This is a genomic window from Luteimonas sp. TWI382 (assembly GCF_039674545.1).
Lineage (GTDB): Bacteria > Pseudomonadota > Gammaproteobacteria > Xanthomonadales > Xanthomonadaceae > Luteimonas.
On sequence record NZ_JBDJNS010000005.1, the window covers coordinates 66,400 to 78,183 of the forward strand.

The 11,784-nt window shown below is 72.0% G+C and carries 11 protein-coding genes; 8 read left to right on the forward strand and 3 right to left on the reverse strand.

Annotated features, from left to right (window positions below):
• The first annotated feature begins 12 nt into the window (after positions 1 to 12).
• Positions 13 to 1,572, forward strand: a complete 1,560-nt coding sequence (locus ABE505_RS04935; protein ID WP_346458265.1) for a transglycosylase SLT domain-containing protein — start codon at positions 13 to 15, stop codon at positions 1,570 to 1,572.
• Positions 1,573 to 1,623: 51 nt separating this feature from the next.
• On the opposite strand, the gene asd is transcribed toward ABE505_RS04935, so the two are convergent.
• A complete protein-coding gene (gene asd / locus ABE505_RS04940; protein WP_346442292.1) occupies positions 1,624 to 2,472 on the reverse strand; it encodes an archaetidylserine decarboxylase in 849 nt (282 codons plus the stop codon).
• The gene (locus tag ABE505_RS04945; RefSeq protein ID WP_346442293.1) at positions 2,469 to 3,134 is read right to left on the reverse strand and encodes an SCO family protein; all 666 of its coding nucleotides are present in this window, start codon (positions 3,132 to 3,134) and stop codon (positions 2,469 to 2,471) included. Before ABE505_RS04945 ends, asd begins: the two co-directional genes overlap by 4 nt.
• A 134-nt stretch (positions 3,135 to 3,268) precedes the next feature.
• Here ABE505_RS04945 and prmB point away from each other — a divergent pair, with 134 nt between their 5' ends.
• From prmB to ABE505_RS04980, 7 genes are all read left to right on the forward strand, one after another.
• A complete protein-coding gene (prmB, locus tag ABE505_RS04950; RefSeq protein ID WP_346442294.1) occupies positions 3,269 to 4,240 on the forward strand; it encodes a 50S ribosomal protein L3 N(5)-glutamine methyltransferase in 972 nt (323 codons plus the stop codon).
• Between the two features lie 78 nt (positions 4,241 to 4,318).
• The gene (gene aroC / locus ABE505_RS04955) at positions 4,319 to 5,437 is read left to right on the forward strand and encodes a chorismate synthase (RefSeq protein WP_346442295.1); all 1,119 of its coding nucleotides are present in this window, start codon (positions 4,319 to 4,321) and stop codon (positions 5,435 to 5,437) included.
• Positions 5,430 to 6,446, forward strand: a complete 1,017-nt coding sequence (locus tag ABE505_RS04960; RefSeq protein WP_346442296.1) for a D-glycerate dehydrogenase — start codon at positions 5,430 to 5,432, stop codon at positions 6,444 to 6,446. The genes aroC and ABE505_RS04960 overlap by 8 nt, the downstream gene beginning before the upstream one ends.
• A 75-nt stretch (positions 6,447 to 6,521) precedes the next feature.
• Positions 6,522 to 7,550 carry an aspartate-semialdehyde dehydrogenase gene (locus ABE505_RS04965; protein ID WP_346442297.1) on the forward strand — a complete coding sequence of 343 codons (1,029 nt, stop codon included), beginning with the start codon at positions 6,522 to 6,524 and terminating at the stop codon, positions 7,548 to 7,550.
• A gap of 77 nt (positions 7,551 to 7,627) precedes the next feature.
• The gene (locus ABE505_RS04970; RefSeq protein WP_346442298.1) at positions 7,628 to 9,430 is read left to right on the forward strand and encodes a FimV/HubP family polar landmark protein; all 1,803 of its coding nucleotides are present in this window, start codon (positions 7,628 to 7,630) and stop codon (positions 9,428 to 9,430) included.
• Positions 9,431 to 9,437: 7 nt separating this feature from the next.
• On the forward strand, positions 9,438 to 10,226 hold the full coding sequence (gene truA / locus ABE505_RS04975) for a tRNA pseudouridine(38-40) synthase TruA (RefSeq protein WP_346442299.1): 789 nt from the start codon (positions 9,438 to 9,440) through the stop codon (positions 10,224 to 10,226).
• On the forward strand, positions 10,223 to 10,852 hold the full coding sequence (locus ABE505_RS04980; protein WP_346442300.1) for a phosphoribosylanthranilate isomerase: 630 nt from the start codon (positions 10,223 to 10,225) through the stop codon (positions 10,850 to 10,852). The genes truA and ABE505_RS04980 overlap by 4 nt, the downstream gene beginning before the upstream one ends.
• Positions 10,853 to 10,892: 40 nt before the next feature.
• Here ABE505_RS04980 and ABE505_RS04985 read toward each other — a convergent pair whose 3' ends face one another.
• Positions 10,893 to 11,777 (reverse strand): LysR family transcriptional regulator, encoded by an 885-nt coding sequence (locus tag ABE505_RS04985; RefSeq protein WP_346442301.1) that lies wholly within the window; start codon positions 11,775 to 11,777, stop codon positions 10,893 to 10,895.
• Between the last annotated feature and the right edge of the window lie 7 nt (positions 11,778 to 11,784).

Consider the following 11,784-nt stretch of genomic DNA (forward strand, 5'->3'; position numbering starts at 1 on the left):
GCGAAGCCCCGCATGCCCGATTCCCGGTTCTCCTTCCCGCGCCCGTTCGCGCACCTGGGCGCGCTGGCGCTGGCGTTGGTGCTGTCCTGCCATGCCACCGATGCAAAGGCGCAGTCGCGCCGCGACCGCGAGGCTGCCGAGGCGCTGAATCAGCGCATGCTCGATGCCGAGGGGCGCTACCGCGAAGCCCTGGTGCGCATCGCCAACGACGACCCGGCCGGGGTCGAGGCGAGCAATGCGGCGCTCGAGGATATGGAAGACGTGATGGTGGCCTGCGAGAAGCAGCGCGGCTGCAGCGTTCCGCAGCTGTTGACCAGCTATAAGCGCCTGCTCAAGGCCGACGCCGACGCGCAGGCCGGGCAGGGCGAGGACGACGCCCCGTCCGATGCGCTGGACGTCGCGCTGCCGACCGCCGAGGTGCCGGCGGGCGCCAGCGCGTCGGCGCTGCTGAGCGAGGACGAGCGGTTCAAGCGCATGGTCGAGCTCAACCCCGCCGTCCAGGCCGGCATCCGCCGCTGGCTCACCGACATGCGCGTGTCGCTGATCACCAGTCACGAGAACTACCAGTACATGCGGCATTTGATGTCCCCGGCCTTCAAGCGCAGCGGACTGCCCGAGGCGCTGCTGTTCGGCATCATGGCCAAGGAATCCAATGGCCGGGTGCACGCGCGTTCGCGCGCCGGCGCCGCCGGGCCTTTGCAGTTCATGCCGGCGACCGGGCGCCGGTTCGGCCTGGGTCCCGACGGCAGCGGCTTCGACACGCGCTACGACCCGCGTCAGGCGGCCGATGCGGCGGCGGTCTATCTCAATGAGCGGTTCGCCCAGCACGGCAACGAGATCGAGTACTGGCTGGCCGCCTACAACGGCGGCGAGGGGCGCGCGCTGCGCGTCTACCGCGAGGCCGCCGGTCGGCGCTTCTGGGACCCGGATGTCTACAACCAGTTCCCGCCCGAGACCCGCGATTATGTGCCGATGGTGATCGCCGCGGCGTGGCTGTACCTGCACCCGCAGGAGTATGGGCTGAGCTTCCCCAAGGTCGATGCGCGGCCGGCGACGTTCCGTCTCGAGCGGCCGGCGTCGATCTACGAGCTGACGATCTGTCTGGGCAACGGCAACACCCGCGACGGTTACATGCGCGCGCTGCGCAATCTCAATCCCAGCTACGAGGCCGAGAGCCTGCTGCCGGTCGGCACCGTGCTCAACGGCACCGTGCGCATGGCCGGGCTGTATCGCCAGTGGTGCGTGCGCGGTGCACGCGCCGACCTGGCGGCCGAACTGGTGAACAGCGACCCGCGCGCGGCGATCGTGCGGACCGGCGCGATCGAGGTGCTGCCCGACGTCAGCGCCGACGCCCCGGCGGCCCTGCCGGCCGCGCCCGCCGCCCCGCGTCCGCCGCAGGCTGCCCCGGCGCCCGCGCGCAGCCACCGCGTCGCTCGCGGCGACACCCTGGGCAAGATCGCCCAGCGTTACGGCTGCAATATCTCGACGCTCGCGCGCGCCAACGGCCTGCGCGCGCCTGCGTACGCACTCAAGCCGGGACAGACGCTGACGCTGCAGGGCTGCGCGCGCTGAACCTTGCGTGCGGCGCCCGGGCCCGCACGTGCGGGCCGGGCGCGGTCACGGTCACGCGCCCAGGCGCGTGGCCAGCCGTTCGCCCAGGCGCACCGGCGACTCGGCGTGCAGCGCCGGTGCCAGTTCGGCCACGCCAGGCGGCAACAACACGATCACCGTCGAGCCGTAGTTGAAGCGGGCCATCTCGGCGAAACGCTCGAGTACGATGCCGCGCCCGCGGTAGTCCTTGCGCTGGATGCGGTCGCCGTAGGCGGGAATCTCCTCGCCGGCCCAGACCGTCTCCACGCCCGAGACCAGCAGCGCGCCGACCATCACCTGGACCATCGGCCCGAAGTCGGTGTCGAAGTGGCACACCAGCCGCTCGTTGCGCGCGAACAACCGCGGCACGTTGGCGACCGCATCGGTGCCGACGCTGAACAACCGGCCCGGAACGTGCACGGTCTCGCGCAGTGTGCCGGTCCAGGCCATGTGCACGCGGTGGTAGTCGCGCGGCGACAGGTACACGGTGGCGTAGCGACCGTCGAGATAGGGCGCCGCGTCGTCGGCATCGCCGAGCAGTTCGGCGACCGTGAACGACTGGCCCTTGGCCTGGAAGATGCGGTCGCCGTCGATCGCGCCGCACTGGCTGATGTGGCCATCGGCCGGCATCAGCAGCGCGCGTGGGTCCGGATCGGCAGTGCGCGCGCCTTCGCGCAACGCGCGGGTGAAGAACGCATTGAAGCTGGCGTAGGACGCCGGATCGGGATTGGCCGCCTCCGACAGGTCGACGCCGAAGCGGCGCACGACCGTGTCGATCAGCCAGCGTCGCGTGCCCGGATGGGTCGAGTAGGCCAGTCGGCGCGCCATCGACGACAGCAGGCGGTGCGGCAGCGCATAGGTCAGCGTGGTGGTCAGGCTCATGGGCGGGTGTCCGCGGTCAGGCGCAACAGGTCGTCGGCGATGGCGTCGGGCCGTGGCGCCTCGCCGTTGAGCACGCTGCCCGAGACCACGCCGGCCATGCGGCCCTGGGCGTCGAGCACCGCCATCGAGGCGCTGTGGTCGATCGTGTAGGCGTCGGCCGGCGCGTCGCCGCGCAGCGGCACCTTGGCGAACACCATCGACAGCGCGCGCGTGAAGCGCTCGAGCGTCGGCAGGTCGGCGGTCGCGGCGAGCGTGTCGCGGTGGAAGGCATGCGCGTAGTCGCCCAGTCGCTGCGGCGTGTCGCGCTCGGGGTCCACCGACACGAACAGCACGCGCGGCCGGGTCGCCTCGGGCAGCGCCTCCCAGCGCCGCTGGGCCTGCGCCAGTTGGGTCAGCGTCATCGGGCACACGTCGGGGCATTGGGTGAACCCGATGAACACCAAGGTCCAGTGCCCGGCCAGGGCGCGGGTCGGCAGCGCGGTGCCATCGGCCTGCTGCAGTTCGATCTCCGGCAGTGCACGCGGCTGGGGGTAGAGCTGCACGACCTGCAGCGGTGGGCGATCGGCGTCGGCGCCGCCGGTGAAGTAGCGCTGCGCTGCGAGCAGGCCGAGCCCGCCAGCGAGCGCGATGCACAGGATCACGAGGGTGGTGCGGTTGAACATCCGTCTGGGGCCGCCGAGTCGAGGGACCGGGCATCATAGCTCGCCGCACGTGCGCGCCTGGCGGCACGCGGGAGCGCGGCGGCCGCTGACCTATAATCGCCGGCCATCAAGCCGTCCCCCGAGCCGCGCGCGCCATGACCGAAGAACTGCAGACGATCGTCGACCTGATCCGCTACGGCGCCAGCCGCTTCAACGCCGCCGGGCTGACCTTCGGCCACAGCTACGACAACGCGATCGACGAGGCCACCCAACTGACCCTCCACGCGCTGCACCTGCCGCATGACCTGAGCCCGGTCTACGGGCAGTCGCGGGTCACGCTGGCCGAGAAGGAAGACGTGCTGGGCCTGTTCCTGCGTCGTATCGAGGAGCGGGTCCCGGCGGCCTACCTGACCGGCGAGGCGTGGTTCGCCGGGCTGAGCTTCAAGTCCGACCGCCGTGCGCTGGTGCCGCGTTCGCCGATCGCCGAGCTGATTCTGTCCGGCTTCGAGCCGTGGCTGGGCGGCCGCGAGGTGCGCCGCGCGCTGGATCTGTGCACCGGCTCGGGCTGCATCGCGATCGCGATGGCCCACCACAACCCCGATTGGCATGTCGACGGCGTCGACCTCAGCGACGAGGCGCTGACGCTGGCAGCCGAGAACGAGGCCCGGCTGGAGGTGCGCAACACGCGGTTCCTCAAGTCCGACCTGTTCGCGGGCCTGCAGGGCGAGCACTACGACCTGATCGTGACCAATCCGCCCTACGTGACCAACGACGAGACCGATGCGCTGCCGCGCGAGTACGGCTACGAGCCCGAGATGGGCTTGCGCGCCGGCGACGACGGTCTGGACCTGGTGCTGAAGATCCTGCGCGATGCGCCGCTGCACCTGACCGAAGACGGGCTGCTGATCTGCGAAGTCGGCGAATCGGAGCAGCATCTGGTCAAGCTGCTGCCCGAACTGCCCCTGCTGTGGGTCGAGTTCCAGGTCGGGCAGATGGGCGTGTTCGTCGTCGAGCGCCGCGACCTGGCCGTACACAATGCGCGCATTGCCGAGCTTGCGGCCGCGCGCGAATCGACCCCGGTCGCGGGCCCCGACGTGGCGGGCGGCTCGGCCAGCGACCTGTTCTGACGCACCGCACCACGGGCCGGCTCAGCGCGTTAAGCTTGGCGGCCCTCCGTTTCGACGGCGCGCCCGCGCCGTGGTGCCATGTCCAGCAATCGTTTCGGCCAGCTGTTCAGCGTCACGACCTTCGGCGAGAGCCACGGGCCGGCGATCGGCTGCGTGGTCGATGGCTGCCCGCCGGGCATCGCGCTCGCGCCTGAGGATTTCGTCCATGATCTGGCGCGCCGGGCGACCGGCAAGAGCCGGCACACCTCGGCGCGTCGCGAGGCCGATGCCGTCGAGATCCTCAGCGGCGTCTACGAAGGCACCACCACCGGGACGCCGATCGCGCTGTTGATCCGCAATACCGACCAGCGCAGCAAGGACTACGCCAACATCGCCGCGCAGTTCCGGCCCGGCCATGCCGATTACGCGTATTGGCAGAAGTACGGCATCCGCGATCCGCGCGGCGGCGGACGTTCGTCGGCGCGCGAGACGACGATGCGCGTGGCGGCGGGCACGATCGCCAAGAAGTGGCTCGCGCAGCGCCACGGGGTCCAGGTGCACGGCTGGCTGTCGCAACTGGGCGAACTCAAGCCGTCGGTGTCCGACCCCCAGGCGATCGACTGGGCCGTGGTCGAGGCCAACCCGTTCTTCTGGCCGGATGCGGCGCAGGTGCCCGAGCTCGAGGCCTACATGGATGCCTTGCGCAAGTCCGGCGATTCGGTCGGCGCGCGCGTGACCGTGGTCGCCGACGGCGTGCCGCCGGGCTGGGGCGCGCCGATCTACGGCAAGCTCGACGGCGACCTGGCGGCGGCGATGATGTCGATCAATGCGGTCAAGGGCGTGGAAGTCGGCGACGGCTTCGCAGCGGTCGCCCAGCGCGGCAGCGTGCACCGCGACCTGATGATGCCGGCCGGCTTCGCATCCAACCATGCCGGCGGCGTGCTCGGTGGCATCAGCACCGGCCAGCAGATCGTGGTCTCGACCGCGTTCAAGCCGACGTCGAGCCTGCGCCTGCCGGCCGACGGCGTCGACGTCGACGGCAACGTCGTCGAGGTGGTGACCACCGGCCGCCACGATCCGTGTGTGGGCATCCGCGCCACGCCGATCTGCGAGGCGATGCTGGCGCTGGTGCTGATGGACCAGGCCCTGCGCCATCGCGCGCAGTGCGGCGATGTCGGCGAGGTCGGGCCGCGGATCCCGGGGCGCCTCGATGGCTGAGCCGCGTCCGCGGGTCTGGGTCGCGCAGCCGCTGTTCGACGACATCGTCGCGCGGCTGCATGCACACTTCGATGTCGTGCAGGTGCCCTCGGTCGTCGAGCACGACGCGGCCGCGGTCGCCGCCGCGTTGCGCGACGCCGACGGCGCGCTGGTGACGCTCAACGAGCGCATCGGCCAGGCCGAGATCGCCGCGGCGCCGCGCCTGCGTGCGATCGCCAATGTCGGCGTGGGCTACAACAATCTCGATATCGCCGCGCTGCACGCGCGCGGCATCGTCGCGACCAATACGCCCGACGTGCTGACCGAGACCACCGCCGACTTCGGCTTTGCGATGATGATGGCCGCCGCGCGCCGTATCACCGAGGCCGAACGCCACCTGCGCGCGGGCCGCTGGCAGGGCTGGAACTTCAAGGGCCTGCTGGGCGCCGATCTGCACGGCAGCACGCTGGGCATCCTGGGCATGGGGCGGATCGGACAGGGCATCGCCCGGCGCGCCGCCGGTTTCGACATGCGCGTGTGCTACCACAATCGCAGCCGCCTGCCGGCGGAGGTCGAGCGCAGCTGCAACGCGCATTACGTCGAGTTCGATGCGCTGTTCGCGCAGGCCGACCACCTGGTCCTGGTGTTGCCGTACTCGGCTGCCAGCCACCACATCGTCGATGCGGCCGCGCTGGCGCGGATGAAGCCGACGGCGACGCTGACCAACATCGCCCGCGGCGGCATCGTCGACGAGGGCGCGCTGGCCGACGCGCTGGCGCATGGCCGCCTGGCATCGGCGGCGCTCGACGTGTTCGAGGGCGAGCCCGACGTCGACCCGCGTTTGCTCGCGCTCGACAACGTGGTGCTGACCCCGCACATCGCCAGCGGCAGCCTGGCCACGCGCCGGGCGATGGTCGCGCTGGCGGTGGACAACCTGATCGCCGCACTGGGCGCCGGCCCCGATGCCGGTCATCCGCCGAGCCCGATCGCGCCGGTCGGCCAGGATGCGAAACGACCGGGAACCGCCTGAGTTCCCGGCGAGCGGTTCCCCGAACCCCGATCAGTGCCCGCGTCTCCCACGTCCCCTTTTTCGAGAGTGCCTGTCATGTCCCAGTCTCCCTCCCGCGCCTTCCGCGTCGCTGTCGTCGGTGCCACCGGTGCCGTCGGTGACACCATGTTGTCGATCCTCGCCGAACGCGATTTCCCGGTGTCCGAACTCGTCGCCCTGGCGAGCGAGCGCTCGGCCGGCACCACCGTCAAGTTCGGCGACGAGGACATCGTCGTGCAGGACCTGGCGACGTTCGACCCGACCGGCGTCGACATCGCGCTGTTCTCGGCCGGCGGCGATACGAGCAAGGCGTACGCACCGAAGTTCGCCGCGGCCGGTGCGGTCGTCATCGACAACAGTTCGGCGTTCCGCTACGACGATGACGTGCCGCTGGTGGTCAGCGAGGTCAATCCCGAGGCGGCCCGCAATCGCCCGCGCGGCATCATTGCCAACCCCAACTGCTCGACCATGCAGATGCTGGTCGCACTGGCGCCGCTGCACCGGCAGGCGGGCATCGTGCGGATCAACGTCGCCACCTACCAGTCGGTCTCGGGCGCGGGGCGCTCGGCGATGGAGGAACTTGGCCGCCAGACCGGCGACCTGCTGAACTTCCGCGATCTCGACCCGCAGAAGTTCCCGGTGCAGATCGCCTTCAATCTGATCCCGCACATCGACGACTTCCTGGACAACGGTTTCACCAAGGAGGAAATGAAGCTGGTCTGGGAGACGCGCAAGATCCTCGGCGACGACAGCATCCTGGTGAACCCGACTGCGGTCCGCGTGCCGGTGTTCTACGGGCACTCGGAAGCGGTGGCGGTGGAGACGCGCGACAAGCTCACTGTCGAGGCGGCGCGTGCGCTGCTGGCGCAGGCGCCCGGCGTGGAGGTCGTCGACGAGCGGCGCGCGGGCGGCTATCCGACCCCGGTCACTCACGCCTCCGGCCGCGACGCGGTGTTCGTGGGCCGCATCCGTGAGGATCTCTCGCATCCCAACGGCCTGAACCTGTGGATCGTCTCGGACAACATCCGCAAGGGCGCCGCGCTCAATGCGGTGCAGGTGGCCGAACTGGTCGCAGCGGAGCGCTGAGCATGCGCGCTGGCTGCTCGCCGGGCGCGACGTCGCCGACGTTGCGCAGCGCAGCGGCCGGCCGCTACAGTCGTCCGATGGATCGGGGGAAGATCGTGTCGCGCATCGTGCAGCCCCTGCTGGTGGCGAGCGTGTTGCTGGGCGTCGCCGGGCCAGCGTTGGCGCTGGGACTGGGGCGCATCGAGGTCCGCTCGCAGCAGGGCGAACCCTTGCTGGCCGAGATTCCGGTGATCTCCAGCGACCCGGCCGAACTGCGCCAACTGCAGGCCCGGCTGGCGTCTCCGGAGACCTTCGCCCGCATCGGCCTGGCGCCGCCGCGCGGCGTGGTGTCGGACCTGCGTTTCGGCGTCGCGCTCGATGCCCGTGGCCGGCCGGTGATCCGCGTCACCAGTGCCGCACCGGTGCAGCAACCGGCGCTCGCTTTCCTGGTCGAGGTCGATTGGGGGCAGGGCAAGCTGGTGCGCGAGTACTCGGCGCTGCTCGCGGTCCCCGACACCGTCGCGGCCGAAGCGCAGCCGGCGATCCAGGCGCCGGTCGCCGTGCCGGCCGATGCGATCGTGCGGCCGCCGGCCGCTGCTGCCGCCGACACGCCCGCTGGAACCGGCCCGGTGCAGGCACAGGCGCAAGGCGCGACACAACAGGCGCAGCCGCCGGCGCCCGCGCCGCCGGTGCGTGCAGCGCCCAGGCCCGCGCCTGCGCCGCCCGCAGCCAACGCGGTCCAGCCGGCGACCGCCGATCGCGCGCAGACGCTGCCGGCCGTCCGCCCCGGCCAGACGCTGTCGACGATCGCCGCGCCCTTGGCGCGCGAGGCCGGCATCAGCGTCAACCAGGCGATGGTGTTGCTGCTGCGGCACAACCCCGATGCCTTCATCGGCGGCAATCTCAACCTGATCCGCCAAGGCGCCGTGTTGCGCGTGCCCCCGCGCGATGACTGGGCCGAGGCCGGCACCGCCGAGGCCGATGCGCTGGTGCGACAGCAGGTGGGGCAGTGGCGCGACATGCGCCGGCCGGCGTCTGCACCGGCCGAGGCCGGGTCGCCGGTCGCGACGGCGACGCCCGCCGCCACGACGCCGCCACCAGCTGCGCCCCGTGCCGCACCGGCGGCGATTGCCGCGCCATCGGCCCGGCTCGAGATCACACCGCCGGTCGGCGACGCTGCGTCGGCAGCGACACAGTCGGGCATCGCGGCCGGCGCTGGAGGAGACATGCTGCGTCAGGACCCGCACCAGGCCGAAGAAGCCGCGATCTCGCGCGACGCCGAACTTGCCGAACTGCGGTCCCGGCTCGACGATCTGGAGCAGTTGCAACGCCAGCAGCAGCGGCTGATCGAGATGAAGGACGCCGACCTCGCGGCTGCGCAGCAGCGTCTGGACGCGGCCACGGCATCGCAGGGCGCGCCCTGGTCCTGGCTGTGGCTGGCCCCGGCGCTGCTGGTGGTCGGCGCGCTCGCATTCCTGCTCGGTCGCCGTGGCCGCCGGGCGGCACCGGCGCGGACGACCGCAAGTGCCGCGGACGGCTCGCCGACCGCCGCGCAGCCGGCCGACGCTGTGCCCGCGTTCGCGCGGTCGGCGCCGCCTGCCGCAGCGCCGGGACCTGCGCCCGTTGTGCCGGCCGCAGGTGGGCCGACCTGGCATGTCGGCGATGCGCCTTCGGCGGCCGACGCCGCGCCTGCTGCAGCGCCAGATGTGTCTGCCCCGGTCGAGCTCGATCGCGGCGATGTGGTCGAGCCGCCGCCCGGCATCGAGCGTCTGGAACTCGCCCGTGCCTACATCGATCTGGGCGATGTCGAGACCGCGCGCAGCTTGCTGCAGGATGTGGTCGATGGCGGCGACCCAGCCGCCGCGGCCGAGGCCGCGCGCCTGCTGCGCACACTCGGCTGATCGCGCGATGCGATTCGCGCTGGGCGTCGAGTACGACGGCAACGGCTTTCTGGGCTGGCAACGGCTGAGCAAGGCCGGCGAGGGCGGGCAGGAGTCGGTGCAGGCCGCGCTGGAGACGGCGCTGTCGAAGATCGCCGCGCATCCGGTGGCCACCGTTTGCGCCGGGCGCACCGATGCCGGCGTCCACGCGCAGTGCCAGGTCGTGCATTTCGATACCGACGCTGCGCGCGCGCCGCGCGCCTGGATGCTCGGTGCGACCACGCTGATGCCGCCGCAGGTCAGCGTGCGTTGGTGCCAGCCAGTGCCCGAGACATTCAATGCGCGCTTCTCCGCGCGCGCGCGGCATTACCGCTACCGCATCCTCAACCGTCAGGTGCGCCCGGCGCTGCACCGGCAGTACCTGTCGTGGGAACTGCGGCCACTCGACGCGGCCGCGATGCATCGTGCGGCGCAGGCGCTGGTCGGCGAGCAGGACTTCTCCGCATTCCGCACCGTGCACTGCCAGGCGCCGCACGCGCGCCGCGACCTGCAGCGCATCGCGGTCCGCCGCGATGGCGACGAGGTCGTCGTCGAGGTGCAGGCCAACGCGTTCCTGCACCACATGGTCCGCAACATCGTCGGCTCGCTGCTCGAAGTCGGTGCCGGGGCGCAGCCGGAAAGCTGGATCGCCGAGGTGTTGGCCGGCCGCGATCGACGTCTCGCTGGCCCGACCGCCCCTGCCGCCGGCCTGGTGTTCCTCGGGCCGCTGTATCCGCCGGAGTGGGAGCTGCCGGCGGAGGTCACGCTAACGCCATGAGTGCGGTCCAGATCAAATTCTGTGGGCTGACCCGGCGCGAGGACGTCGAGACTGCGGTCGCACTCGGCGTCGACCATGTCGGCTTCGTGTTCGCGGCGCGCAGCCCGCGCCGGCTCGATCTCGATCGGGCCCAGGCGCTGCGCGCGATCGTGCCGCGGCAGGTGCAGGTGGTCGCGTTGACGATGGACAACGCCGCCACCGACGTCGCGGCGATCGTCGCGGCCCTGGCGCCCGATGTGTTGCAGTTCCACGGCAACGAGGACGCCGCATTCTGTCGTGGCTTCGGGCGGCCTTACTGGAAGGCGATCGCGATGGGCGGCGATCCGGCGGCCGCGTTGCGCACGCTCGCCGATTGGCCCGATGCCGCGGCGTTCCTGTTCGACGGCCATGCGGCCGGCGAGCCGGGCGGTGGCGGCGCGCGCTTCGACTGGGCGGCACTGCCCGCGGCGCTCGACCGGCCGTTCTGGCTGGCGGGTGGCCTGGATGCCGCCAATGTGGCACAGGCGATCACGACCGCGCGGCCGGCGGGGGTCGATGTGTCGAGCGGGATCGAATCGGCACCCGGCTGCAAGGACGCCGAGCGCATGCGTGCGTTCGTGGCGGCGGTGCGGGGGATCGCGTCCTAGCCGGGTTCGGCGCAGGGCTGGCGACGCTTGCGCGCGGTGGTCATGCCAGTTCCCGCGACAGCCAGTCCGCCAGGGCGTCGGCGCGCGCATCGTCGCCGTCGCGCGGGCTCGCGAGCACCCACTGCGCGCCGGTGGTGGCAAAGCCCCAGGGGGCGAGCAGGCGGCCGGCAGCGAGATCGTCGGCGACCAGTTCCTGCGGCGCGATCGCGACGCCGAGCCCGGCGACCGCGGCCTCGAGCAAGAAGTAGAGATGCTCGAATCCCGTGCCCAGGGCCTGGGGTGGCGCTGCGCCCGCGGCGGCGGCCCAGGCGGGCCAGGCCTGCGGCCGGGAGATCGTGTGCAGCAGCGGCTCGCGCAGCAGGGCGTCGGGCGCGAGCGTGCGCAGGCGCGCGACCTCCGGATGCCGTGGGCTGATCACCGGCCCGATGCGTTCGGGCGCCAGCGGGCGCACGCGCCAGGTGGCAGGCCAAGGCGCCTGGCCGATCAGCAGCGCAGCATCGAAGCCGGCGAGCGTGGGTAGAAACGCGCCCTCGTGCGGCGAGAGGTGCAAGCGCAGCTCGGGCAACGCCCCGGCCAGCCGCGGCAGGCGCGGGATCATCCAGCGTGCGACCAGGCTGCCCGGGCAACCGAGCACCAATGCGGCATCGCCCTGCGTGCGCCGGATCGTCGCGACCGCGCCGCGCAGGCGCGCGAAGGCATCGCCGGCCGCGTCGCGCAGGCGTTCCCCGGCCGGCGTCAGCCGCAGGCCGCGGCCGGCACGCACGAACAATGGCGTGCCCAGCGCGTCCTCGAGCAGTCGCACCTGGCGACTGACCGCGCCGTGGGTCACGTGCAGGGCCTCGGCGGCCCGGGTGAGGCTACCCAGCCGGGCGGCGGCCTCGAATGCACGCACGGCATTGAGCGACGGCAGGTCGGCATCGGTCATCTGTGAG

Bases quoted from the DNA above. Each gene is read 5' to 3' on its own strand.
- ABE505_RS04945 (WP_346442293.1), bottom strand. From the start codon at position 3,134: ATGTTCAACCGCACCACCCTCGTGATCCTGTGCATCGCGCTCGCTGGC.
- ABE505_RS04960 (WP_346442296.1), top strand. From the start codon at position 5,430: ATGGCTGAGCCGCGTCCGCGGGTCTGGGTCGCGCAGCCGCTGTTCGAC.
- truA (WP_346442299.1), top strand. From the start codon at position 9,438: ATGCGATTCGCGCTGGGCGTCGAGTACGACGGCAACGGCTTTCTGGGC.
- asd (WP_346442292.1), bottom strand. From the start codon at position 2,472: ATGAGCCTGACCACCACGCTGACCTATGCGCTGCCGCACCGCCTGCTG.
- ABE505_RS04985 (WP_346442301.1), bottom strand. From the start codon at position 11,777: ATGACCGATGCCGACCTGCCGTCGCTCAATGCCGTGCGTGCATTCGAG.
- aroC (WP_346442295.1), top strand. From the start codon at position 4,319: ATGTCCAGCAATCGTTTCGGCCAGCTGTTCAGCGTCACGACCTTCGGC.
- ABE505_RS04965 (WP_346442297.1), top strand. From the start codon at position 6,522: ATGTCCCAGTCTCCCTCCCGCGCCTTCCGCGTCGCTGTCGTCGGTGCC.
- ABE505_RS04935 (WP_346458265.1), top strand. From the start codon at position 13: ATGCCCGATTCCCGGTTCTCCTTCCCGCGCCCGTTCGCGCACCTGGGC.
- ABE505_RS04980 (WP_346442300.1), top strand. From the start codon at position 10,223: ATGAGTGCGGTCCAGATCAAATTCTGTGGGCTGACCCGGCGCGAGGAC.
- prmB (WP_346442294.1), top strand. From the start codon at position 3,269: ATGACCGAAGAACTGCAGACGATCGTCGACCTGATCCGCTACGGCGCC.
- ABE505_RS04970 (WP_346442298.1), top strand. From the start codon at position 7,628: ATGGATCGGGGGAAGATCGTGTCGCGCATCGTGCAGCCCCTGCTGGTG.